The organism is Janthinobacterium sp., assembly GCF_009923995.1.
Taxonomy (GTDB): domain Bacteria; phylum Pseudomonadota; class Gammaproteobacteria; order Burkholderiales; family Burkholderiaceae_D; genus Janthinobacterium.
Map to the genome: position 1 here is coordinate 124918 of NZ_RFSK01000004.1, position 21716 is coordinate 146633.

Here is a 21716-nt window from a genome sequence, read left to right on the forward strand (position 1 = left end):
GTATGGATGAACTTGGTGCTGCGCAAATATTTGCGTTCCAGGCTGCCACGGGCCTGGGCTGGGCGGGGGCGGCGGGCGTCAGCCACGGTCGCCATCCTGGTCATCCACGGCGGACGTCACCGCCGGCACGTCGAGTTCGCGCAGCATGACGACGGACACCTGCTTGAAGCCGCGCCCCTGGAAGAAGGCCTGCGCCGTCAGGTTGTGCGCGCCGCATTCGAGGAACAGCCGGGCGATGCCGTGGCTGCGCAATTCGCCGGCGATCCACTCCACCAGCAGGCTGCCGATGCCGCTGCCCCGCACGGACGGCAGCAGGACCAGGTCGTCCAGCGCGGCAAACGATTTCGAGGCGCGCTGGCGCGTGTCGATGGACACCAGGGCCATGCCGACGATGGCCTCGCCCGCCGTGGCCACGGCCAGCAGGGTCGAATCGCCATGCTCCCAGTCATGCGACAGGGCGGCGCGGATTTCGCCACGTATGACTTCCGGCAAGTCCGCGCGCCAGTTGCCGGGCGCATCGGCGCGTTCGCCCTGCAGCTCCGAATGGGAAATGTAGTCGGCGCTGACGTTGTCAAGATAGAGCTTGCACAGCGCATCTTCGGCGGTGGCGTCGTGACACCAGCTGAAGCTGATGGCAGGGGTAGGGACTTGAGCGTTTTTCATGGCGGATCTCGTGTTGTTGAAAATGTAAATGCATTTTATGTCGCCCCTGAATGGCATTCAAGTTAAAATCCATCTGTAAAACAGATAGGTGGATGCCATGCAATGGACTTTGGAACAAATGCGCTACTTCGAGGCGGCCGTCGCGGCCGGTTCTTTCTCGGGCGCGGCGCGCCGGCTGGGCCGCGCGCAATCGGTGGTCAGCACCTCGATCGGCCTGCTGGAAGCGGAATTCGGCGTGGAACTGTTCGACCGCTCGCGCCGCAGCGCCGTGCTGACGGAAGCGGGCAAGGCGATGCACCTGGAAGCATGCGAACTGCTGCGCCAGGCCGAGCGCCTGCAACTGCGCGCCCAGCTCCTGAGCGCCGCGCCCGAGGCGCAGCTGACCCTGGCGCTGGACGAAGCCCTGCCCTACCTGGCCATCAGTACCCTGGTGAAGGAACTGGCGGCGCGCTACCCGGCGCTGGAACTGGTCATGCTCAACGCCACGGCGTCCGAGGTGGCGCAATACGTGGAGCAGCAGCAGGCCGACGTGGCCTTCCACTTCGACCGCGGGCCCATCTCGCCCGTGCTGGAACAGCAGCACATCGGCAGTGTGGCGCAAGGCGTGTTCGTCGCCAAGGGGCACCCGATGGCGCACGGCCAGGAAGTGAGCCGCAACGAGCTGACCCGCTACCGCCAGCTGATCATGGATTCCGAACTGAACCGCGAACACGCCTTCAGCCCCGCCGTCTGGTTTTCCGACAGTTTCTACAGCATCGCGGAAATGGTCGCCGACGAGCTGGGCTGGGCCATCCTGCCCCTGAACATCGCCAATTACGACAATTACAAGGGCTATCTGCAGGAAGTGCCCTGCCCCGCCCTGGCCTTATCCAGGCTGCCCGTGCGGCGGCTGTCGATTCATGGCAAGAAGCTCAGCGAGACGAGCTTGTGGCTGACGACCCGGCTGGCGGAACTGCTGGCGGACGGGCCGCGGGGGTGAGGCGTGCCGCGGCCCTACGGGTAATGACATGAAGGAAAGCCGGCGCGGGCATGTTGATGGCATGGCAACGGCATCTTGCAAAATGTTTATTGATGTTAAGGTTACCGGTCGATATTGCCCCTGAAAAAAGTGAAGACAAACCGCCCATGCGTTATTTTTCTTCCCCACATGGTGAACAACTATTATTAATGCCTGGCGCCGCTGCCGGCATTCAGCCTGCACGGCACGGCGACATCGATATGACAGCGAGAAGGAATACGGCATGGACTTCAATTGGCATGGCGGCGTCATCACCCGGAAAACCAGTGTTGACGCCCACTATAAAAACACGCAGAACGTCAGGCGCTTCCTGCTTGCCCAGTGCGGGCCGCAATTCAAGTTCGACCGGGATTTCATGGCCTGGACACGCGATGGCGCTGCCAAGACCATGGGCGATGTCGCGGATGAATGGATGCGTCGGCGTGGCATGTCCACGCACGGGTACGCAGAGAGGAATGCGTAGATGCCCATGATGCACTCTGCCGTCGTCGCCAGCTGGCTCGCCATGGCCAAGGACGATGCCGTGGTGATCGATCCTGACGACATCAATCACGAAGCCATGAGCAATATGTGGCGCTTTTCGCCCACGGACGAGGAAACGCCGCACGTAGCGGCGGCGGATATCGTCGAATTCATCGGCCAGGTGATCGCGGCACGCAGCAGCGCGCTCGCTGGCGAGGCGATGCTGTTCTATTGCTGGCACGATGCGCAATGCCGCCAGTTGCGCTTCAGTCTGGTATCGCGCTCGCACGGGCGGCTGCCGTTTCGCCGCGAGGTGCGTGCAACGCAGGACGTGTCCCTGATCGCCGAGCGCGTGGTCAACGGGGACTGGCGCAACGCGCATTTCATGCAAGACCCGTCGGAGGACGCCGATGGGCAGGAGGCAGCGCCGTTCATCCTGCCCGTGTTTGTCTTCCCCGTGCCGCAGGCATCCCCCGCCTGACTCCCCGCCGGAGCGCTTTTACGCGAGGAAACGCGCGGGCCGGCACGCCTGCAGGGCTGATGCCGGCTGGCCGTCGACGATTTCCCCGCTGGCCAGCTGGCCCACGATGGCTGCCAGCACGACGCCCGGATGCATGACGCACGCATACACGCCTTCCACCTGCGGCAAAAAGCCGATGACGGGCACGCCGTCAACGGGCATGGGGCGCAGGCCGATGGCGGCGAAGTCCGGCGCGATGGCCTCGGCGCCCTCCAGTTCCGCCCGGATGGCGCTGGCCGTGCGCCGCGCCATGGCGGCGGGCTGATGGTCCGGCGCATCGTCCACATAGTCTTCCGCCGCCAGCAGGGTCCCGTCTTCGGCTTGCCGCACTTCCATCGCATGGCTGGAAATGATGCCGCGCACGAGGCCGGGCGGCGCCTGGTAGCGCAGGAAGATGGCGGGCGAGGCGTGGATGGGCAGGCTGGCGCCCAGCTGCGCGGCCAGGCTGGCCGTGCCCGTGCCCGCTGCCAGCACGACCACGTCCGCCGCGATGACGCCGGCGGCCGTTTCCACGCCCGTCACCCGCGTCCCCGAAACGGCAAATTCCTGCACGGGCGTGCGCGTGAGCACGGTCGCGCCCAGCGCCCGGGCCGCCGCCAGCAAGGCGTGCGTGGCGGCAACGGCGTCGAGGGCGCCCTGCTCCGGCTCGTGGACGGCCTGTTGCGGCGCTTGCCGCAGCTGCGGTTCCAGCTGCGCGATGCGCGTCCGGTCAATCAGCCGGGACTGCGGCGACGTGCGCCCGTCCTGCGTGCCATACGACAAGGCGCCATGCCAGCGCACGTGCAAGCCGGGCACCTGCGCTTCCAGCCGCCGGTAGGCGGCGATGGCGCCGCCGCGCAGGGCTGCAATCGGGTCCGGCCCTGCGCAGGAGGTGTTAATCCAGGCGAAAGACGTGGCCGTCACGCCGGACGCGATATCGCCCGCCTCGACCACGGAGACGCGCGCGCCCCTGGCGGCCAGGTGATAGGCGAGCGACGCGCCGACGATGCCGGCGCCGATGACGATGATGTGGCGGGGCTGCTCACTCGTCATGGGAAGAAACCCTGTCGTTCGCGGGAAACGGCGCCAGGCCAGCCGCGCGCACGTCCAGCGCATAGGCATGGCCATCGACAGCCTTGCCTGCCACCATGGCAAGCTGCGGTACGGGCGCTTCCAGCACGAAGCCGCAGCGCTCCAGCACGCGGATGGAGGCCCCGTTGCCGTCGATGGCGTAGGCGCACAGGCGTTCCAGCCGCCATGCATCGTGCGCCAGGGCGATCAGATGGCGCAGCGCGGCCGTGGCGAGGCCCTTGCCCGCCTGCCGCTGCCCGATGCGGTAGCCGACTTCGGCCGTGCCTGTGGCCACATCGATATCCTTCAGGTTGGCGCGCCCGAGCAGCACGCCGTGTTCGTCAAGCAGCACGCAGGGATGCAGGCGGCCCAGCGCATGCTGCTGCAGGAATTGCCCGATGTGCGCGGCGATGCCTGCCGGGCTGTAGAAATCATCGGGGCGCGGGTCGATATGGCGTTCGAACCAGGCGCGGTTGGCTTGCTCGAAGGTCAATAGCTGGCTGGCGTCGTCGGGGCGCAGGGTACGTATCGTCAAGTGGCTCATGTACGGGCTCAGCCTGTAAAGAAAGCATGAGTCTAGTGAGGTGCGGCCGGGTCCGTCAATCTTGATTCGGACAATCCATATGAAGAGGGACAAACGGAGGCAAACGCTACAATGGCGCCATGCACAACGACCTCTCTGCCCTCGACGCGGCGCGCCTGCTGGGCGTCAGCCTGCCGACCCTGTATTCCTATGTCAGCCGGGGCTTGCTGGCCTCCGCCAGCAATGGCGCATCGCGCCGCAAGCGCTACCCGCGCGAGGACGTGCTGCGCCTGGCAGCGCGGAAAAATGACGCGAAGCGGGGCGGCCAGGCGGCCACGGCCGCCATGCACTGGGGCTTGCCCGTGCTGGAAACGCAGATTTCCCACATTTTCGATGGCCGGTTGCTGTACCGGGGCTGCGATGCGGCGCAACTGGCCGCGCATGCGACGCTGGAAGCGGCCGCCGGCCTGCTGTGGGACGATGGCGCCGCCGACTATTTCCAGCACGACCAGTTTGCGCTGCCGCAAGGCCGGCTGCAGTCCATCCTGGCTTGCGCACCAGATGCGCCGCCCCTCGCGCGCGCCATGCTCGTCCTGCCGCTGCTGCCCCAGTGCATGTCCATGCCCATGCACGCGCCGGCGGACATGCTGCGCTGCGGCCCCACGCTGATGCGCGTGCTGGCCGCCGCCCTGCTGCGAACGGCACCGTCCGTCTTGCCCCTGCACCGGCAGCTGGCCCAGGCGTGGCAAGCCGACCCGGCCCAGGCCGAGCTGCTGCGCGCCGCGCTGGTGCTGCTGGCCGACCATGAATTGAATGCCTCGACGTTCGCCGTGCGCTGCGTCGCCTCGACGGGCGCCAGCCTGCCTGCCGCATTGGGCGCCGGACTGGCGGCCCTGTCCGGCCATAAACACGGCGGCGGCAGCGCCGCGGCCCGGCGCATGCTGAGCGCGGCGCTGGCCGCCTCAGACGCCAGGGATGCCATCGGCAACTTTTACACGGCCACCGCGCCGGCATGCGCCGGCTTTGGCCACCCGCTGTATCCGCACGGCGACCCGCGCGCCGCGCATCTGCTGGCCATCCTGTCGGCGATGGCGCCCGGCTACCCGCAGCTGGACGCCATCCTGGCCGCATGCGCCACGGCGAGTGACTTGCTCGAAATAAAACCGAATGCCGATCTGGCGCTGGCGGCCATGGAGCTGGCCTTCGGCTGGCCCGAGGGCGCGGGCATGAGCGTATTTGCCCTGGCCCGCTCGGCAGGCTGGATCGCCCATGCCGCAGAGCAGGCGGCCAGCGCGGCGCTGATACGGCCACGCGCCCGCTATATCGGGCGCCACCAGCGGGACTAGCACACCACGCTTGATTTATTACGCATACGTAGTAGTATACTCCGCATGCGTATCAATTCACCCTCCCCAGACCATCCCGACACGGCAGCGGCCTGCCCGCTGGGCGAGCGTTCGCCGCGCCTGTTCAACCTGCTCAGCCTGGCGCGCCAGAACCTGTTCCGCTCGGCCGATGCCGTGTTTAGCAGCGAACTGGGCTTTTCCGGCACGCAAGTCGTCGCCCTGTTTGCCCTGAAGGGCGAGGAAGGCTGCCAGCTGAAGGATCTGGGACGGCAATTGCAGCTGAAAAATTCCGCCGTCACGGGCCTCGTGGCGCGCATGGAAGAAAACGGCTTGATCGTGCGCGGCCAGTCCGCGAAAGATGCGCGCGCCGGCACCCTGCACATGTCGCCCAGGGGCGCCGAGGTGCTGGCCGCCGCCCTGCCCCTGCTCGACAGCCTCAACGAGCAGTTGAAAGCCGGTTTCAGCGAGGAAGAGCTGGCCATCGTCGCCCGCTTCCTGCTGCACGCCTCGCGCCTGCGTTTTGCGCAGGACGTCTGACCCATCCCCACATCACCACCACAGGAGTTATCCATGCACCCCAACGACATGACCGGCTTGCAACTGATGCAAGCTTTCGCGCAAGGCCTGTTTCCCCGGCCCGGCATTTCAAAAACCATGCCCATGGATGCGCAGACGGTCGAGCACGGCCGTGTCATCTTCACGGCCACGGCGAATGAAAACCACACCAATCCCATGGGCGGCGTGCACGGCGGTTTCGCCGCCACCGTGCTCGACACGGTCACGGGCTGCGCCACGCACACGGTCTTGCCGGCCGGCGAAAGCTACGGCACGACGGACCTGAACATCAAGATGTGCCGTCCCCTGCCCTTCAACGTGACGGTCTACGCCGAAGGCAAGGTCATCAATGCAGGCCGCAACCTGGTCATTTCCGAAGGCACGATCCGCGACGAAGCCGGCAAAGTGTACGCGCACGCGACGGCCACCTGCATGATCATCCGCCCGTCCGAGCGGGAAAAAGCGGCCGCATGATACGCATCGGCAGCATCGCGCAAGCCTGGCAGGTGCTGCAAGCCATCCCCGAATTCGACCAGCGGCGCAGCCTGGCGCAGCTGCGGGAGCGGCTGCCCGCCGGCGCGCTGGTGCTCATCGCGGAAGCGGATGGCCAGCCCGTGGGCTGCAAGCTGGGGTATGCCGCCGCCGATGGTTCTTTATACAGCTGGCTCGGCGGCGTGTTGCCCGCGCAGCGCAAGACGGGCCTGGCGCAGCGCCTGCTGGAAGCCCAGGAAGCGTGGGCCGATGAGCACGGTTTCCCCGCCATCACCGTCAAATCGATGAACCGCTATCCCGCCATGCTGCGCTTGCTGATCCGCAATGGATACCGTATCCGGCTGGTGGAGCACTTCGGCGACCCGGCCAGGGAGCGTATTCATTTCATCAAAGCATTCCCCTGGAACGCCTCGTAAAATCATTTTCCCGTCTTTCGCTTTTCAAAAGAGTAACAATGCCATACACTGAGCCGTTCTGGCCTTCCGCTATCGGCCAAGGGCAGATATTCGATGCAACTAATGTTTTGAAAATTCTTTTGCAATTATAGAGTTTGATTTTAAGAAATTATATGATACGTAAAATCTATGGCCATTTTGTTTTTCCCAAGCTGGAGAGCTGGATCAGTAAAATCATGGCTAGCCGCCAAGGTTATGAAAGTTTCAGAATTTTAGGAAACAATATGTCCCCAACCTTGAAGTCGGGGCAATTGATCCGGTTTCTGCCGCTTCAAGAGGAAAAGATTGTAGCTCGTGGTGAAGTCGTCGTGATGCGAAGCAGTAAATTCGGTAAAGATCTGATTCCTTCCAGAGTGGTGGGAATTGCAGGGGACAAGGTAGAGTTGATCGATGCGGGGTTATACATAAACTCCGAAAGCGTATTTGAATTCTATCTAAACAAGGATACTGCGCAGACTGAATATTCATTAAATTATGGGCCAACGGTCATACCCACTGGTTTTGTGTTTGTCTTGGGTGACTGTCGGGATATCAGCAAAGATAGTCGTTATTTCGGCCCATTTGAAATGAATGAAATTGCCGGAAAATTAATCCTTCCAGCCGAGGTTTAAGAATATATTCCACGGCTATGTAAGCAATAATTTAATTGCGTGGCATGCCAACTTCTGCTGTGGGGCGGCACGCACCAACGACAGAAAACGGTCTATCGTGTTGAAAAAGTCGAACGGCAACATTTTCAGGAGGAGGCAGACCTCCAATCAGTCGCTGTTCGTTCAATAGCGGCGCTACTGGCCAGTCCAGGTTGGCAGGATTTCTATCTTAACGTCAAGGTAGCTATGTTTTTTAAGGCAATCGGCAAGAAGCAGTCATTCCCTGGCGGCCTAACATGCCTGGCGCTGTAAAGTGCCGCGCGCTTGCCGGGCAGTTTCCGCTTCGGCTGGAACAACAGCGCGGAGAAGAGCTCATGCTGATGCCTTCTCCACGCAAAAAATCAGTTACTTAAAACCCCTGTCAAAACCTGCTGCGCGTCGGGACAGGCGGCCTGCGATGCTCACCGTACCTTCGTACGGTTGCGCTTCTTAGCCACCTCTCCCTTCCGCTCGCTATGGTTTTGTTAGGTATTGTTAGGTATTGTTAGTGTTGCAAGTTTCCAGTCGCATCAGGCTGCAGCCAGCCCAAAGCGGCATCTCCCGGATCGGGCAAGAATTCAACAACAGGACGTCATTACGATGAATCAGTATTGTGGGACCCTATTAGCCGTCATAGTGACCAGTGCGCTCTACGGATGCTCCGCCTCTCAACCCGAAGCGGCGCCTGTCCCTTTTGCCAATGTTGCACCGTGGGCCGCTGATGTGAATAAAGCCCCGCAGTACACATTCCCAGGCGAAGAAAACTTACGCCTCCCCTTGCCGAGCGATACAGGCGTGGCATGGGACGAAATTTCTCATCGAGGCGATATGAGATGGGACTGTCGCGCAGTGCCAAGCGGTAAATTCGTTATGAACTCCCTGTGTGCGAACGAGCCCAAGGTCGATTCACGATGGCCCGGGACAGCGCCACCCCCAGGTTGGGACGGCATGGTTCATTTAGACTGATCCAAAGCAGAAAGTGACTTTATGGCAATAATGTGGCGAAAGGTTGGTTGGATGAATACCCTGGTGAACGTCCGCAATGGGGCGGAACCTGGCAACGACGGCAACCGGCCATTAGCGGACCACATTCGAATAGCGATTGACAGGAAGATTTAGGTGTAAAGAATATGGCGACCTGCGATTCAATTAAGTTTAAAAACACATCTGGGACCGAGCTTATACTTGTGATTGAGCCTTGGGCTGTCGAGTTTCGACTTCCAATGGATTCAAGTTGCGAAGTGGTTTCTGTCGGAGGTGTCGCCCCGTCCGACATGGAGCTAGAAATACTGGATGACCGAGTTGTTTTCTTTGTCAACACATCGGGGGCAATATACGAATACTGGCAAGACGGGAAGCTGGCAGGCTGAAGACGGCCAGAAGCGGACCTTGCCTCAATCGAGTCCTCCCCTAACAAAAATAATTGCCTCTTTATGCATATTACTCTCCCGCTCATCCTGCTGTTGTCCGTATCCAGTTCCGTCATGGCGCAATCCGACACGGAACAGCCCCCTCCCGTACCAACGCAACAAGTGACTGTGGCGGGTAGCAGAGATCCGGACTGGAAACCGTACCGGAAAATGCTCGATGGTATAGATGCGTTCGACCACTACCATTCTCTGGCGCCGCAAGCCCAGCTGAAATTTATTTTACGCCCGCAACAGCCTCGGCTGACGGCATCCGATCTCAAACTTCGCATCGTCGGGGATACAGTGAACATCGAGGTTCCGATTGCAGCCGACCTGACTTTCTCGGTCCCCCGCGACGAGTCGGCAGCAAAAGATGATGCCGATCTCCGGCTCAGCACCAAAAAGGGATTATTCCGTTGGCGGCCTGACATCCATACCGCTGGCATCCCTGTCGGAACAAGGCGCCTGGGTGATCTGCGCCTGGAATGCGAGGTGCGATGGGCCGTCGACAAATTTGACGCCTCGTTGATCAAGCTGGCCTATCTAGTCCCTCTAGGCGGAGTTTGTCATACATCAAGAAGCCGGGTTTTTTATTCGTCTGACGCCCCCATAACGGGTGCGACGCTGGTGTCGGGTTCGCGCCGCGAAAGGCTTCCGGCAGAGCGTCTGGATGCAAAGGACCGCGCGCGTTATGCACCACCGCTGCATGATCAAAGCTGGCCGGATGACACGCTCGTGGAATTTGAGTTCGCGATGCCGAATGACGCCACCGCGGCCGATACGGTGAAAAATTGAGACTGGCGTGGCCAATGTCGTACGAAAACTTCCGCAATCCTGACGCTCAGGTCGAACAACCCGCAGCGATATTTAAGTTCAGGAGCGCTAAGTAATCGTCAGGAAATTATTGTGAAGTTATGACGAACAGAACCGGATGCTATGCAAGGCGCCAAGTGCGACGCAGTGCGAGCACTGCGAGCAGTTGGCAACACAGCAGAGCGCCGGTTATGGAAGTCAGAAATCACAAGAATTTATTGGGGGTTACTTAACTGATATCGGCCGGAAGCGGCCCGGCACGAAAAAATGAGGAAATAATTTGAAGCCATTGCGACACCAGTCGTTTTTGATACGCCTTATCTACGCCATTTGTTTAGCCGGTGCTTTCTATAATCATGCGAGGACGGTTGCCGTCCATGGCCTGGATTGGGATTACGGCGGCTTGCCTGTGTTCGTGTGCTTTTTTTGGACTGGATTGACATTCGTCGACGCGTTCGCTGTCATTTTACTGATGCTTAAGCCCAAACTCGGCCTGAGCCTCTCAGCCGCGATTATCGTGTGCGATGTCGCCATCAACTCCTGGGTCGGATTGACATACGGCATTGACATCGCATCATTTGTTGCACAAGCGCTGTTCTTGGTATTCGTGATGTCGACAATTGGCGTTGCCTGGCGTGCTGAGTCACGTAGGGCGCTTGGTCAGCAGGCCTGAGCATAAGCAGCTTAGCGCCAACGGCGGCTTTGGGGCGGAGTCTGCCAACGACAGCAGCCGGCGAGAAGCATGCATTCTGAAAGAGTCTGGTTCTGCCAGTCTCTTGAGCACGTTGTTAGTCCGTTGCCGAATGCGCGTAGCTGATGATGCGCGAGACACGCCATTGCTTGCCATCCTGCTGCCAAATATGCATGAATTTCGCCACCGTGGTCAATTTCTCCGGCTTACCCGGTAGCGTTCTATAAAAATTATGCGTACCGATTTCAACGGCCCCATAGTTTTTAATCGGATAGACTTCAAGACTAGCCCTTACCAATTCTCGCCGCAATTCACCGTTCTTCGATTGCTCGGCGCAGCGCATTTTCAAGCCTTCCGCCTGAGAAGCTGCCGACAGCATGAGGCCACCTTCATCATGGTAGAACTCGACATCTGGAGTCAGGTAATTTGTAAAGGTAGCTATATCACAAGTATTGAAAGCACTGAACAAAGCTTCGTCCATGTGTTCTATTTGTTTTTTTAACTGCTCCGGTGCTTTTGAAAAGGATTGCGGATGCGTCGTTTCATTCGAGGTGGAGCAAGCGGCGAGAGCGGCGACCGACACCAGAACAAGGAAAGGGCGCACGGATACAAATTTCCACATAAGTTGGTCCTTTTAGAAATGGATGAAACGTTTCCACGGCTATTCGCCATTATTTGCTCAGACTAATTTTATGGAAAATTTGGCATGATTGATGAAAAATGCGACGGACTGCATTAATTGGGGTATGAGTTGCATCCAGAGTTTTTTAGCGTAGAGTCGCTGTACCTGCCATCTAATCCAGGTACTCTACAGCGAGCTTACGCCGCATACTAGCGACCGCTTCGGGGCCTAAGCGGACATGCAACGCCATGGTGCAAGCATCGGCCTGGCCATCCCTTTCGCCGCCGTAGCGATGCCAGCACGGTGCAGGCGGCCGCCTCACCTCACCGGCTTGCTCTTCGCCTTCAACAAGCTGCCCGCCGCATTTTCCTCGAAACGCCCCGCCTCCTCGATATAGCCATGCACGGTGCCATCGTGGCGCCAGCCGCCCTGGCGCTTGATGGCCTGGAAATCGGCGCCGGCCCGGTGCGCGCTGGTGGCCATGCCGCGGCGCAGGCTGTGGCTCGATAATTCCGGCACGTAATCGAGCCCCGCCAGCCGGGCGCAGCTTGCCAGGATGGTGTTGATGCTGCTCGCATGCAGCGCTTTCATGCTCACATGGCCCCATTGATTAACGGTGCGCAATAGCGGCCCCGTGCGGATGTGCGCCGCGTCCAGCCAGGCGCGCAGGGCCGTGGCTGGGCAGCACACGCCGTCGCCGAAGGGAATCGCCTTGACGATGCCCTCCCCCAGCTGGTCCGTTTTCGAGCGGGGCAAGGTGATCACCAGGCCCTGTTTTTCCCAGCGCACGTCTTCCACCGTCAATCCTGCCAGTTCGCTGCGCCGGAAACCGCCAAAAAAGCCCAGCTGCAGCAAGGCGCTGTCGCGCAAGGCTTTCGTCGTGCCCAGCGCGTGCAATTTCGCCACGATGGTTTCCAGGTCTTCCAGCGGCAGGGCCTTGGCCTTCTTTTTCGGCTTGCCATGCAGGCGCGCGATGCCGGCCAGCGTCTTGCGCACGGTGGGCGTGGATGCGGGGTCGGTAAAGCCCTGGTACACATGCCACTGCGACAGGGCCGTCAGGCGCAGTGCCAGGGTGCGGGCGTTCAGGCTGTCCGCGTACGCTAGCAGGTAGCGGATGACGGCGGACTCGTCGGCGGGCAGCGCCCCGCCCCACGCCTGGAAGTGGCGGATGGAGGAACGGTAGGTGCGGCGCGTGTTGTCCGACGTGGCGGCAGCGAGAAACGCCTGGTGGCGCGCGGCCAGCTCGGCATCGATCAGGGCGCCGTGTAACGGAGCCACGGCCATGGCGGCATTTTTCGGCACGGCGGCGCCGCGTTTGGAAAGGGGCAAATCGGGCATGGAATGGCTGAAATCGGGCTGGTGTACCGGGAAATACGCAGAATACCATGCAAACCACCCCCATAACACGCGATAAGCGATCTTATCGCACCTTATATATCTCAATAATCATGAAAATTTATATCGTAATATTATGCGATATTACGTATCATGTAATACGTTACTAAATTTCGTTCATAGGTGATTTCATGGCCCGCACCGGCATTCTGTACTCTGATGTTATGAAAGCAGCCCAAATCGTCGCTGCCGATGGGCGCAATCCCACGGTCGACAGCGTGCGCGAAGCGCTGGGCAGCACGGGCAGCAAGAGCACCATCGCGCCCCTGCTCAAGCGCTGGAAGGAAGAGTTCCAGGGCGCGGGCGCCGTGAAAACGGAGGCGGGCTTGCCGGCTGAACTGATGGAGGCGATGCGCGGCGTCTATGACAAGCAGCAGCGCGACGTGGCGCAGCAGCTGGAAACGGGCATGCAGCAGCACCGCGCGGAACGCGACGCGGCCTTGGCGCAATTGAAGAAGACGGAAGCCGAACGGCTGAAATTGACGGAGGCGCGCGCCGCCCTCACCCAGGAATTGCGCGCCACGCAGCACGCGCTGGCGCAGCTGAAGGAAGAACACCATTTCCGCGCCGTCACCCTGGCTACCTTGCACAGCGACAACGCGGGCCTGACGCAGCGCCTGGCCGACCGGAGCGAGGAAATCGCCGCCCTGAACCGCCAGCTGGCGCAGGTGCGCTCGCAGTTCGACCATTACCAGGAAGCGGCGGCCGCCCAGCGCAGCGAGGAACGGGCCCAGGCGCAGCAGCGGATCAGCGGGCTGGAGCAGGATAACGCCCAGATGCAGCAGCGCCTGCAGGGTCAGCAGGCGACCCTGGTGCAGCAGGACATGCGCCTGGCCCAGCTGCAGGCGGAGCAGACGCGCCTGTCCACGGAGGCGGCCGCCGACCGCGACGCCCTGGCCACCGTGCGCCCCGAGCGCGACCAGTTCGAATTCCAGTACCTGCAGGCGGCCGCCTCCGCCGACGCCCTGCTGGCCAAGCTGGATACGGCCTTGCAGGCGCTCAACGATGCGCGCGTGGCGCTGGCCGCGCAGGACAAACAGCTCGACTTGCTGGCGGAAAATGCGCAGGCGTCGCAGCAAAAAATGGAAACATTGGCGCAGGAGCGCGACGGCTTGCTGCGCGAACATGCGGGCATGGCAGCACGCCTGGCCCTGCTCATGGACAGGCAGGAACAGCGCGGCGCCTGAGCCGGCAAGGAACGCGATATCGGCGATGCCCGCCACGCGACGCGTGACGGCGCCGCCCTGGCAACGCCGCGATGCGGCAGCGTTCAGCGCACGGCCCGCTGCCCGCCGGCACGCAGCGCGCGTACAAAAAGCAGTGAATGCCCGGTGCCACCGGAAGTGTCACGTTTCCCATCACCCCAGCGTGGCCAGGCTGGTGCCGCCAAGCCCATGGCGGGCGCTGGCGCAGGGGCGCGCCCTGGCCGGCGCGCCATCGGCGCGCTACAGGCGGCGGTTCAGCACGCTGTCGATATCGTGGGTTTTCAGTTCCACCTGAAGTGTGCCATCCTGCAGCCAGTAGCCGTCGCTCCCCTGTTCCAGGGCATCCATGTCCAGCGTGCCCAGCGCTGGCGGAATGGCGCCGGCGAGCAGCCGGGCCGCGTCGTCCCACGCCGCATACAGCAGTTTCAAGTACCAGCCGTCGTCGTGGGCAAAGGCGAGGAAGCGGCCGCGCAGGGCCGGCAGCGGCGCGCGTGCGCCCTGGTGGTCGAGCATCGCGGCCACGTCCCCATCCAGGCAGGCCGGCCGCCGGCCGTGGCAATCCGCCTGCCAGTCGGCCCAGGCATGGCTGCCCCAGGCGTGCATGTCCTCGCGGGCCAGGGCAGGCAATTGCTGCGACGCCAGGGCCTGCCAGGCGGCAGCTTGCCTGGCCGTTCCCGCGCCGCCCCTGCGCAGGACGATGCCGCCGGACCCGGCCAGGGCCGGAATGACATCCCTGAATTCCAGGCCGGAAGCGACCAGCATGCGCTCGGCCGGCTCGTGCCAGATGTACAAATACTGCCTCACGGGGCGGACCGCTTCGGCTTTGGCGCCGTATTCAGCGCCACGGCGGCGCGGATCAGGGCCTTGAATGCCGCGGCGTCGAGCCGTGCCCCTTCGTGCAGGTCGATGGCGCGGCGCGTGTTGCCGTCCAGGCTGGCGTTGAACAGGCCGGCCGGATCGGGCAAGGAGGCGCCTTTGGCGAAGGTGAGCTTGACGGCCTGCTTGTAGGTCTCGCCCGTGCAGATGATGCCTGCGTGCGACCACACGGGCACGCCGCGCCATTTGACTTCCTCGACCACGTCCGGGTCCGCCTGGTGGATCAGGGCGCGCACGGCGGCCAGGGTCGTCCCCCGCCAGTCCGCCAGCGAGGCGATCTTCGCGTCGATCTGGCTGGCGGCAGGCACGGCGTCCTGCCCCCCTTCATCGGGCGGCAAGCCCGCTTCTGCTTTTTTCATGCTTTAGCTCTCCTTGACTGCGCCCTCGCCTTGCCGCCCCGGTGCGGCCATGCAGGCAGCAAGCGAGTCGATGAACTCGCTCCGCAGCGCCTCGTACTGGGCATCCGTCGCGAAGTCGCGGGGATCGGCAGGCTGGTTCAGCAGGTAGGCGGTGGCCACCGTGCCGCTGGCGGCATGCAGCAGTGTATACATGCCGATGACGCCCGGCGAGTGCGCGATGCTGGCGTGATTCAATCCTAGCACTTCCACGTCATCGCGCGTGTCCGTTTCCAGCGGCCGCTGTTGCGGCAGCCTGGCCTTGGCGCTCATTTCCTCCATCTGCGCGACGATGGTGGCGCGGTCGGCGGCAAAGCTGCCAGCGGCGCTGCGCTCGATCTTCACGTTCGCGATGGGCAAGCTGCTGCTGCGAAACAGCATCAGCCGGTAGCCATCGGCCGTCGATACCTGCCGCTCCCCCGCCGCCAGATCGACGGTGCGCGTCGTCGCGCCGGCCGGCAGGCGGTCCTGCGTCCGGGCCTGGAACTGGCCCCGCTGGATGCACCGGGCCAGCGGCGCCAAAGGGTCGGCAGCGCGGTCCTGGGCGTGGGCGCCCAGCGCGACAAGGAGCAGGGGAATGGCAAGCAAGGGGCGGTGTGTCATGGGGCAACATCCTTCATGGGGTCAGCGTGCGGGGAGCATACCCGTCCGCATTGCCAGAAGGCAAATGTTTCATGGTCATTGAGTTGCCATCCCCTACATCGCCATGTTCTTAATATGAACTTCACCTGGCTTGCGTAGCATTCAGGCTGGCAAGGCACTCATTGTGCAGCGCCTGCCATTTCCGGGTGGACCCATGACTGACATTGCTATCAATTCGCGCGCGCGCCACGGCGCCGCCCTGCCGCGCCCCGCCAGCGGCCACCGCCTGAAGGCGGCGCTGGGCGCCCTGTTCTTTCCCCGCCAGCGCACGCGCTGGCAGGCATTCCTGGACAGCATGCCAGGCCTCGGTTCCCTGGCCCAGCTGCATCCTTGCCTGCGCTTCAAGATCTACCGCCCTTACGCCTCGCGCCAGCTGGGCTGCGCGGCGCGCCTGGCCTTGCTCGAAGGCCATTACCGCTTCCTGTGGCAGGCCGGCGCCCGCGCGCTGGTGGAGCGGGCGGCGCGCCAGCCCCTCGTGCTGGCCGCCTTCGCTGGGAAGGATGGGGCGCTGTACCGCCTGCAGCTGACGGCCATCCACGACAGCTACCGCGAAGGCGAGCTGTGCCTGCGCCTGACGCGCGACGGCCGGCCCCTGTATCTGGCCAGCTTCCTCTTCCTGCCACGCGCGGACGGCGTGTCCCTGCAGCTGGGCGCCCTGCAAGGCTTGCGCTCGGAAGCGGGCAGGCTGGCCGTCAGGGAAGCGACGCGGGCCCTGCACGGCTGCCGGCCGAAAAACCTGATGGTCACGGCCCTGCGCGATGTGGGCGATTTTTTCGCCTGCAATAATGTGTTTTTGATCAGCAACGACAACCGCATCGCCCTGAATGCGCGCCGGCGCCGGCATATCGCCGCCGACTACGACCAGGCGTGGCAGGAATTGCATGCCTTGCGCATGCGCGACGGCAATTATTACCTGCCCTGTACGGCGTACAGGGCGCCCGACCTGGCCGCGGTGCCGTCGAAAAAGCGCGCCGACGCGCGGCGGCGCGGTGAATTGCTTCAATGCATGACGAATGACATGCGCGCGCAGCTGGCCGCACTGCTGCACGCGCCGGCGGCCATGCCAAGTACGCCATCTTGCCAAAACAGCCATCCTGGCGGCGAAGATGCTATGCTTTCTTTTTATCAACAACCAACTTGACGGAACCGACGATGCCCCCACGCCTGCGCACCCTGCTGCTCCCCATCCTGTCCCTGTCCGGCGCCGCCGCCCTGGCCGCGCCCACGCTCGATGCCGCCGTGCGCGAGCGGGCGGAAACACTGGTGCGTGACGGCAAGCACGCGAGCCTCGTCATCGCCGTGATCGACGGCAATGACAGCGCCGTCTACGGCTTTGGCCGCGCGCGGCCAGGCGACGCGGGCGTGCCCGATGCGGACACCGTGTATGAAATCGGCTCCCTGACGAAAACCATGACGGGCCTGCTGCTGGCGGACGCCGTCGTGGCGGGCAAGGCGCGCCTGGACCAGCCCGTGGCCGAACTGCTGCCCGCCTACGCCATCCCTGCCCTTGCCGGCCAGAAAATCACGCTGGGGCAGCTGGCGACGCACTTTTCCGGCCTGCCGCGCCTGCCCGCCAACCTGGCGCCGGCGGACATGAACAATCCCTACGCCGACTATGGCGACGCGCAGCTGCGCAGCTTTCTGGCCGGCCATGCGCTGGCGCGCGCGCCGGGCGCCGCGTATGAATACTCGAACCTGGCGTACGGCTTGCTGGGCACGGCGCTGGCCGCGCAGGCGGGCATGTCCTACGGGGACTTGCTGCAGGCGCGCCTGTTCCGCCCGCTCGGCATGGCTTCCAGCGCGGCGGTGACGCCGCCCGCCCTGCGCGCGCGCCTGGCGCCGGGCCACCTGGGCGACGGCAAGCCGGCCGCGAACTGGGACTTCCAGGCCATCGCGGGGGCCGGCGCCGTGCGCTCCAGCGCGCGCGACATGATTGCCTACATGCAATCGTACATGCGGGCCGCCGGTCCGGCGCAGCAGCTGGCCGTGCAGCCGCGCCTGGCGCTGGCCGGCGAAGGCGACGGGGACGGCGTGAAAAAGATCGGCCTGGCGTGGATGCTGGACCGGGTCAAGGGCCAGCCGCTCGCCTGGCATAACGGGCAGACGGGCGGCTATGCCAGCTTTGCCGGCTACACCCTGGATGGCAAGCGGGGCGTGGTGGTGCTGAGCAGCACGGCGCGCGAAGTCGACGCCCTGGGCATGGGCACCTTGGTGCCCGGCAGCCTGCCGCCGCTGCCGCAGGCCGGCGCGGCGCCCAAGGAAATCGCCATCGCGCCCGCCGACCTGGCCCAGTACACGGGCCAGTACGCGCTGCTGCCCACCTTTGTCCTCACCGTGCGCCAGGGGCCGGACGGCTTGCTGGTGGGCGCCACGGGCCAGCCCGAAGCGCCCGTGTATGCCAGCGCGAAGGACACTTTCTTTTACAAGGTGGTCGAGGCGCAGCTGGTGTTCCAGCGCGATGCCCGGGGCGCCATCACCGGCCTCGTCCTGCACCAGAATGGCCAGGCCATGCCGGCCACGCGCAAGCCTTGATTTTTCAGTAACCATGGCATAAAACTCAGGCAACCTTCATGTAGCGGGCCTATGCTCGGCGTTCATCCCAGCCACGTTATCCCGGGGCTGGCGTGAACTTGCCGTTCCGTTCAACTCTAGACAGGTTCCCATGACACCCACACTCGCCCTCCTTCCCCTTTGCCTGCTGGGCACGGCCGCCCTGGCCGCGCCCGTGCTGGACGATGCCGTGCGCCAGCGCGCGGAGGAACTTACGCGCAACGGCATGCATGCCAGCATCGTCATCGCCGTCATCGACGGCAGGGACAGCGCCGTCTACGGTTTTGGCCGCGCGCAGGCAGGCAAACCCGCCAAGGCGGAGGCCAAGCCGGATGCCGACACCGTCTACCAGATCGGTTCCGTCACCAAGACCATGACGGGCCTGCTGCTGGCCGACGCCGTCGCCGCAGGCAAGGCCACCTTCGACGAACCGGTGGCGACGCTATTGCAGGGCTATACGGTGCCCGCCTTCGACGGCAAGGCCATCAGCCTGCTCGACCTGGCCACGCATTATTCCTCGCTGCCGCGCCTGCCTGACAATTTCGCGCCGGCCAACCCCGCCAATCCGTATGCCGACTACACGGAAGCGAAGCAGCGGCAGTTCCTCGCCGCCTACCGCCTGCCGTACGCGCCGGGCACGAAATTTGACTACTCGAACATCGGCTACGCCGTGCTGGGCACGGCCCTGGCGGCGCGGGCGGGCAGCAGCTACGAGGCCCTGCTGCAGTCGCGCATCGCCGTGCCGCTGGGCATGCGCTCCACGTCGAACCAGCCCACGCACGGCATGCTGGCACGCCTGGCACCCGGCCACCTGCTGTCGGGCGAGCCGGCGCCCGCGTGGGACTTGAACGTGGTGGCGCCGGCCGGCGGCGTGTATTCCAGCGCGCGCGACATGGTTGCCTACTTACAAGCGTACATGTTCAAGCCCCTGCGCCCGTATGCGCTGGCCATCAAGCCGCAGCGCCCGCTGGCGCCCGGCAGCGACATCCACATCGGCCTGGCATGGCTGCTGCAGCAGCAACAGGGCCTATCCTACGCCTGGCACAGCGGCCAGACGGGCGGCTACACCAGTTACGCGGCGTTCACGACGGATGGCAAGCGGGGCGTGGTGGTCTTGACGAACACGGCCCGCAGCGTCGACGCCCTGGGCCTGTCCGCCTTGCTGCCCGGCACGCCGCTGCCGCCGCTGAAAAAGCCGCCGGCGGCCATCGCCGTGCCGCGCGCAACGCTGGCCGAATACGTGGGGGAATATCCGTCGGGGGCGGAGTTCACGCTCAGCGTCACCCTCGGCAAGGCTGGCCTGGAAGCGGCCGGCACGGGCGTCGGCTCGGCGCCCCTGTTTGCCAGCGCGAAAGACCAGTTTTTCTTCCGCGCCATCGACGCGGAACTGGCATTTACGCGCGATGCGGCGGGCAAGATCACCGGCGCCGTGCTCACGCAGGGCGGACAGGACGTCGTCCTGCCGCGCAAGCAGTAAGAGTCAAGCCGCCGGCTCGCGCATGAACCGCTCGACCCGGGCTACGAACGCCGCCCTGCTGCGCGTGCGAAATTCGCCCAGGCAGGCCTCGCTGCCGTGGACGGCCTTGCCGTGGCGGTCGTACGCCACCTTGCCCAGCTCCAGCACGAATTCGCCCTGCGGGTCGTCCTCCGGCTCGAAATGGGAATTGAAGCAGTAGCCGCTGTCGCGGCAATGCCCCCACAGCAGCAGCGCGCTGCTGAACCATTCCATGGTGTCGGGGCCGGGGTCCACCTCGAACAGGGTGTTGACGGTGATGTGCCAGCCGCCGGGCACGCGCAGCGGCTGCAGCGGATAGGGAAAACGGGGTGATCTCATGGGGCGGATGGCGCGCGGCGGCTTGCGTAAAAGGCGAGGAATTCGGCGGCCGGCAGCGCTTTGGCGAACAGCCAGCCCTGGCCGAATTCAACCTTGCGTTCCAGCAGATAATCGGCCTGGCGCTGCGTTTCGATGCCTTCGGCGACGATCAGCATGTTCAGGGTGCGGGCCATGGCGATGATGTGCGGCGTGACGCTGCTGGTGGCCGCGTCCGTGCCGATGGTGTCGACGAAGGATTTGTCGATCTTCAGGGCGTCGAGGGGCAGGTTTTGCAGGCTCGACAGGCTTGAGTATCCCGTGCCGAAGTCGTCGATGGCCACGGCGTGGCCGCGCGCGCGCGCCTTCTCGATGGTGGCGCGGGCCGCTTCCACGTTGATGAAGCCCCGTTCCGTCGCTTCCAGCCAGATCTGCTGGGCCTCGATGCCCGTGCCGTCCAGCGCCCGCTCGAGCACGTCGAGCACGCGGCCCGTCTCGATATCGCTGGCGCACAGGTTGATGGCGATGTGCAGGTCGCGGTCGGCCAGCAGCGCGGCACGCATGTCGGCGATGACGCAATCGATGACCTGGTCCGTGATGGGCAAAATCAGCTCGCCCTCCTCGGCCACGGGGATGAACAGGTCGGGCCGTATCATGCTGCCGTCGGGACGGCGCCAGCGTATCAGCGCTTCCGCGCCCACGCACACGCCCGTGTCGAGGGCGATGATGGGTTGATAATGGACAAAGAATTCGCGCCGGTCGATGGCGATGCGCAATTCGCCCATCAGCGACAAACGGCGCCGCGACAGCCACACGACGATGCCGACGATGAAGGCGGCCATCAGCAGGCCCAGCGGCAAGAGCAGCAGCTGTTCGCGCCGCAGCCTGTCGTTCAGCTTGCTGCGCGGCTCGATCATGACGGCCGTCAAGCCGTCGCGGTACAGGATGGCATGGATGCTGCCGTCGGGCACCGTCCCGGCCGCCGCGGGCAAGCCGGCGAGCAAGGCCTGCACCTGCGCGGGGTCGGGATGGTGCAGGGTGTCGAGCACGCCCTGCTTGCCGATGGCGACGGCCATCTGGATGTCGCTATCGACGATGACGTCGGAAAAACGCACGGGATCGATCAGCACCTTGTAGGCGCGGTAGGACAGTCCCACCATGCGCTTGCCGCCGCTGACGACGGGGCGCAGGTCGAAATCGAGGCCCATGCCATTGTCCAGGGTGAAGTCGGCGGGCGTGATGGCGATGCGCTCCTCTTCGAGGCCCGTCGACGTGCATTTGAGCAAGCCGTTTTCCACATAGCCGATATCGTCGATGCTGCGCGTGGTGATGGTGATGCGGCGCAATTGCTGCACGTGCGCTTCCGAGCACGGCGCCAGGTCCAGCGCATCGGCGCTGCGCAGCGCGGTGCTGGCCGAGGCGATGGAGCGGTGGGCGCGCTCGAGCGCGTAGCCGGCCAGCAGGCGCAGGCGTTCCTGCTCGCCCTGCTCGGCGCGCACGGACGATAGATAGAAGGCCAGGCTCAGGGGAGCGGCCACGCCGACGACGGCCACCAGCACGCTGGTGATGATGATGCGTTTTCTGCGCATGTAGTT

The 21716-nt window shown here is 63.9% G+C and carries 24 protein-coding genes; 14 read left to right on the forward strand and 10 right to left on the reverse strand.

Annotation, left to right across the window (positions count from 1 at the left end):
- Positions 1-78: 78 nt before the first annotated feature.
- Positions 79-663 (reverse strand): GNAT family N-acetyltransferase, encoded by a 585-nt coding sequence (locus tag EBS11_RS03430; protein WP_290600561.1) that lies wholly within the window; start codon positions 661-663, stop codon positions 79-81.
- Between the two features lie 97 nt (positions 664-760).
- On the opposite strand from EBS11_RS03430, the gene EBS11_RS03435 reads away from it, so the two are divergent.
- The 3 genes from EBS11_RS03435 to EBS11_RS03445 all read left to right on the forward strand — a co-directional run bounded on the left by EBS11_RS03435 (position 761) and on the right by EBS11_RS03445 (position 2624).
- Positions 761-1642: a LysR family transcriptional regulator gene (locus EBS11_RS03435; protein WP_290600563.1), complete on the forward strand. Its 882-nt coding sequence runs from the start codon at positions 761-763 to the stop codon at positions 1640-1642.
- Between the two features lie 262 nt (positions 1643-1904).
- Entirely contained in the window at positions 1905-2144 is a 240-nt protein-coding gene (locus tag EBS11_RS03440) for a DUF6434 domain-containing protein (protein WP_290600564.1), read from the forward strand.
- A gap of 6 nt (positions 2145-2150) precedes the next feature.
- A complete protein-coding gene (locus tag EBS11_RS03445; RefSeq protein ID WP_290600566.1) occupies positions 2151-2624 on the forward strand; it encodes a hypothetical protein in 474 nt (157 codons plus the stop codon).
- 18 nt (positions 2625-2642) lie between these two features.
- Here the strand turns inward: EBS11_RS03445 and EBS11_RS03450 are convergent, their stop codons facing one another.
- Together EBS11_RS03450 and EBS11_RS03455 are read right to left on the reverse strand one after the other, a co-directional pair.
- Positions 2643-3695, reverse strand: a complete 1053-nt coding sequence (locus EBS11_RS03450; protein ID WP_290600568.1) for an FAD-binding oxidoreductase — start codon at positions 3693-3695, stop codon at positions 2643-2645.
- Entirely contained in the window at positions 3685-4257 is a 573-nt protein-coding gene (locus tag EBS11_RS03455; RefSeq protein WP_290600569.1) for a GNAT family protein, read from the reverse strand. Before EBS11_RS03455 ends, EBS11_RS03450 begins: the two co-directional genes overlap by 11 nt.
- Positions 4258-4376: 119 nt before the next feature.
- Here EBS11_RS03455 and EBS11_RS03460 point away from each other — a divergent pair, with 119 nt between their 5' ends.
- From EBS11_RS03460 to EBS11_RS03490, 7 genes are all read left to right on the forward strand, one after another.
- The gene (locus EBS11_RS03460) at positions 4377-5582 is read left to right on the forward strand and encodes a citrate synthase (protein ID WP_290600570.1); all 1206 of its coding nucleotides are present in this window, start codon (positions 4377-4379) and stop codon (positions 5580-5582) included.
- Positions 5583-5627: 45 nt separating this feature from the next.
- Positions 5628-6119: a MarR family transcriptional regulator gene (locus EBS11_RS03465; protein WP_290600571.1), complete on the forward strand. Its 492-nt coding sequence runs from the start codon at positions 5628-5630 to the stop codon at positions 6117-6119.
- Between the two features lie 33 nt (positions 6120-6152).
- A complete protein-coding gene (locus EBS11_RS03470; RefSeq protein WP_290600572.1) occupies positions 6153-6611 on the forward strand; it encodes a PaaI family thioesterase in 459 nt (152 codons plus the stop codon).
- Complete coding sequence (locus EBS11_RS03475; protein WP_290600573.1) at positions 6608-7045, forward strand: GNAT family N-acetyltransferase; 438 nt, start codon at positions 6608-6610, stop codon at positions 7043-7045. The genes EBS11_RS03470 and EBS11_RS03475 overlap by 4 nt, the downstream gene beginning before the upstream one ends.
- Positions 7046-7197: 152 nt before the next feature.
- A complete protein-coding gene (gene lepB / locus EBS11_RS03480; protein ID WP_290600574.1) occupies positions 7198-7695 on the forward strand; it encodes a signal peptidase I in 498 nt (165 codons plus the stop codon).
- 1451 nt (positions 7696-9146) lie between these two features.
- Positions 9147-9917, forward strand: coding sequence for a hypothetical protein (locus EBS11_RS03485; RefSeq protein WP_290600575.1), 771 nt, complete (start codon positions 9147-9149; stop codon positions 9915-9917).
- Positions 9918-10215: 298 nt separating this feature from the next.
- Positions 10216-10608, forward strand: coding sequence for a hypothetical protein (locus tag EBS11_RS03490; RefSeq protein ID WP_290600576.1), 393 nt, complete (start codon positions 10216-10218; stop codon positions 10606-10608).
- Between the two features lie 115 nt (positions 10609-10723).
- Here EBS11_RS03490 and EBS11_RS03495 read toward each other — a convergent pair whose 3' ends face one another.
- Together EBS11_RS03495 and EBS11_RS03500 are read right to left on the reverse strand one after the other, a co-directional pair.
- Positions 10724-11248: a nuclear transport factor 2 family protein gene (locus tag EBS11_RS03495; protein WP_290600577.1), complete on the reverse strand. Its 525-nt coding sequence runs from the start codon at positions 11246-11248 to the stop codon at positions 10724-10726.
- Positions 11249-11566: 318 nt separating this feature from the next.
- The gene (locus tag EBS11_RS03500; RefSeq protein ID WP_290600578.1) at positions 11567-12586 is read right to left on the reverse strand and encodes a tyrosine-type recombinase/integrase; all 1020 of its coding nucleotides are present in this window, start codon (positions 12584-12586) and stop codon (positions 11567-11569) included.
- Positions 12587-12807: 221 nt separating this feature from the next.
- Between EBS11_RS03500 and EBS11_RS03505 the strand changes: the two genes are divergently transcribed.
- Entirely contained in the window at positions 12808-13830 is a 1023-nt protein-coding gene (locus EBS11_RS03505; RefSeq protein ID WP_290600580.1) for a DNA-binding protein, read from the forward strand.
- Positions 13831-14088: 258 nt separating this feature from the next.
- Here EBS11_RS03505 and EBS11_RS03510 read toward each other — a convergent pair whose 3' ends face one another.
- Genes EBS11_RS03510 through EBS11_RS03520 form a run of 3 tightly spaced genes read right to left on the reverse strand, consistent with a single transcriptional unit; the run spans position 14089 to position 15722 of the window.
- On the reverse strand, positions 14089-14640 hold the full coding sequence (locus EBS11_RS03510) for a hypothetical protein (RefSeq protein WP_290600582.1): 552 nt from the start codon (positions 14638-14640) through the stop codon (positions 14089-14091).
- A gap of 8 nt (positions 14641-14648) precedes the next feature.
- On the reverse strand, positions 14649-15083 hold the full coding sequence (locus EBS11_RS03515; protein ID WP_290600584.1) for a DUF1801 domain-containing protein: 435 nt from the start codon (positions 15081-15083) through the stop codon (positions 14649-14651).
- 3 nt (positions 15084-15086) lie between these two features.
- A complete protein-coding gene (locus EBS11_RS03520; RefSeq protein ID WP_290600586.1) occupies positions 15087-15722 on the reverse strand; it encodes a hypothetical protein in 636 nt (211 codons plus the stop codon).
- Between the two features lie 193 nt (positions 15723-15915).
- Between EBS11_RS03520 and EBS11_RS03525 the strand changes: the two genes are divergently transcribed.
- The 3 genes from EBS11_RS03525 (at position 15916) to EBS11_RS03535 (ending at position 19788) form a co-directional block, all read left to right on the forward strand.
- The gene (locus EBS11_RS03525) at positions 15916-16902 is read left to right on the forward strand and encodes a DUF535 family protein (RefSeq protein ID WP_290600588.1); all 987 of its coding nucleotides are present in this window, start codon (positions 15916-15918) and stop codon (positions 16900-16902) included.
- Positions 16903-16913: 11 nt separating this feature from the next.
- Positions 16914-18293: a serine hydrolase gene (locus EBS11_RS03530; protein WP_290600590.1), complete on the forward strand. Its 1380-nt coding sequence runs from the start codon at positions 16914-16916 to the stop codon at positions 18291-18293.
- A 130-nt stretch (positions 18294-18423) separates the two neighbouring features.
- Positions 18424-19788 (forward strand): serine hydrolase, encoded by a 1365-nt coding sequence (locus tag EBS11_RS03535; protein ID WP_290600592.1) that lies wholly within the window; start codon positions 18424-18426, stop codon positions 19786-19788.
- A gap of 3 nt (positions 19789-19791) precedes the next feature.
- Here EBS11_RS03535 and EBS11_RS03540 read toward each other — a convergent pair whose 3' ends face one another.
- Together EBS11_RS03540 and EBS11_RS03545 are read right to left on the reverse strand one after the other, a co-directional pair.
- The gene (locus tag EBS11_RS03540) at positions 19792-20145 is read right to left on the reverse strand and encodes a hypothetical protein (protein ID WP_290600594.1); all 354 of its coding nucleotides are present in this window, start codon (positions 20143-20145) and stop codon (positions 19792-19794) included.
- A complete protein-coding gene (locus EBS11_RS03545) occupies positions 20142-21710 on the reverse strand; it encodes an EAL domain-containing protein (protein WP_290600595.1) in 1569 nt (522 codons plus the stop codon). The genes EBS11_RS03540 and EBS11_RS03545 overlap by 4 nt, the downstream gene beginning before the upstream one ends.
- Between the last annotated feature and the right edge of the window lie 6 nt (positions 21711-21716).

Excerpts from the sequence above, each read along its gene's own strand:
- EBS11_RS03525 (WP_290600588.1), top strand. The coding sequence starts at position 15,916 with ATGACTGACATTGCTATCAATTCGCGCGCGCGCCACGGCGCCGCCCTG.
- EBS11_RS03545 (WP_290600595.1), bottom strand. The coding sequence starts at position 21,710 with ATGCGCAGAAAACGCATCATCATCACCAGCGTGCTGGTGGCCGTCGTC.
- EBS11_RS03505 (WP_290600580.1), top strand. The coding sequence starts at position 12,808 with ATGAAAGCAGCCCAAATCGTCGCTGCCGATGGGCGCAATCCCACGGTC.
- EBS11_RS03500 (WP_290600578.1), bottom strand. The coding sequence starts at position 12,586 with ATGCCCGATTTGCCCCTTTCCAAACGCGGCGCCGCCGTGCCGAAAAAT.
- EBS11_RS03430 (WP_290600561.1), bottom strand. The coding sequence starts at position 663 with ATGAAAAACGCTCAAGTCCCTACCCCTGCCATCAGCTTCAGCTGGTGT.
- EBS11_RS03460 (WP_290600570.1), top strand. The coding sequence starts at position 4,377 with ATGCACAACGACCTCTCTGCCCTCGACGCGGCGCGCCTGCTGGGCGTC.
- EBS11_RS03475 (WP_290600573.1), top strand. The coding sequence starts at position 6,608 with ATGATACGCATCGGCAGCATCGCGCAAGCCTGGCAGGTGCTGCAAGCC.
- EBS11_RS03535 (WP_290600592.1), top strand. The coding sequence starts at position 18,424 with ATGACACCCACACTCGCCCTCCTTCCCCTTTGCCTGCTGGGCACGGCC.
- EBS11_RS03470 (WP_290600572.1), top strand. The coding sequence starts at position 6,153 with ATGCACCCCAACGACATGACCGGCTTGCAACTGATGCAAGCTTTCGCG.
- EBS11_RS03540 (WP_290600594.1), bottom strand. The coding sequence starts at position 20,145 with ATGAGATCACCCCGTTTTCCCTATCCGCTGCAGCCGCTGCGCGTGCCC.
- lepB (WP_290600574.1), top strand. The coding sequence starts at position 7,198 with ATGATACGTAAAATCTATGGCCATTTTGTTTTTCCCAAGCTGGAGAGC.
- EBS11_RS03485 (WP_290600575.1), top strand. The coding sequence starts at position 9,147 with ATGCATATTACTCTCCCGCTCATCCTGCTGTTGTCCGTATCCAGTTCC.
- EBS11_RS03515 (WP_290600584.1), bottom strand. The coding sequence starts at position 15,083 with ATGAAAAAAGCAGAAGCGGGCTTGCCGCCCGATGAAGGGGGGCAGGAC.
- EBS11_RS03520 (WP_290600586.1), bottom strand. The coding sequence starts at position 15,722 with ATGACACACCGCCCCTTGCTTGCCATTCCCCTGCTCCTTGTCGCGCTG.
- EBS11_RS03440 (WP_290600564.1), top strand. The coding sequence starts at position 1,905 with ATGGACTTCAATTGGCATGGCGGCGTCATCACCCGGAAAACCAGTGTT.
- EBS11_RS03450 (WP_290600568.1), bottom strand. The coding sequence starts at position 3,695 with ATGACGAGTGAGCAGCCCCGCCACATCATCGTCATCGGCGCCGGCATC.
- EBS11_RS03455 (WP_290600569.1), bottom strand. The coding sequence starts at position 4,257 with ATGAGCCACTTGACGATACGTACCCTGCGCCCCGACGACGCCAGCCAG.
- EBS11_RS03445 (WP_290600566.1), top strand. The coding sequence starts at position 2,151 with ATGATGCACTCTGCCGTCGTCGCCAGCTGGCTCGCCATGGCCAAGGAC.
- EBS11_RS03530 (WP_290600590.1), top strand. The coding sequence starts at position 16,914 with ATGCCCCCACGCCTGCGCACCCTGCTGCTCCCCATCCTGTCCCTGTCC.
- EBS11_RS03495 (WP_290600577.1), bottom strand. The coding sequence starts at position 11,248 with ATGTGGAAATTTGTATCCGTGCGCCCTTTCCTTGTTCTGGTGTCGGTC.
- EBS11_RS03435 (WP_290600563.1), top strand. The coding sequence starts at position 761 with ATGCAATGGACTTTGGAACAAATGCGCTACTTCGAGGCGGCCGTCGCG.
- EBS11_RS03465 (WP_290600571.1), top strand. The coding sequence starts at position 5,628 with ATGCGTATCAATTCACCCTCCCCAGACCATCCCGACACGGCAGCGGCC.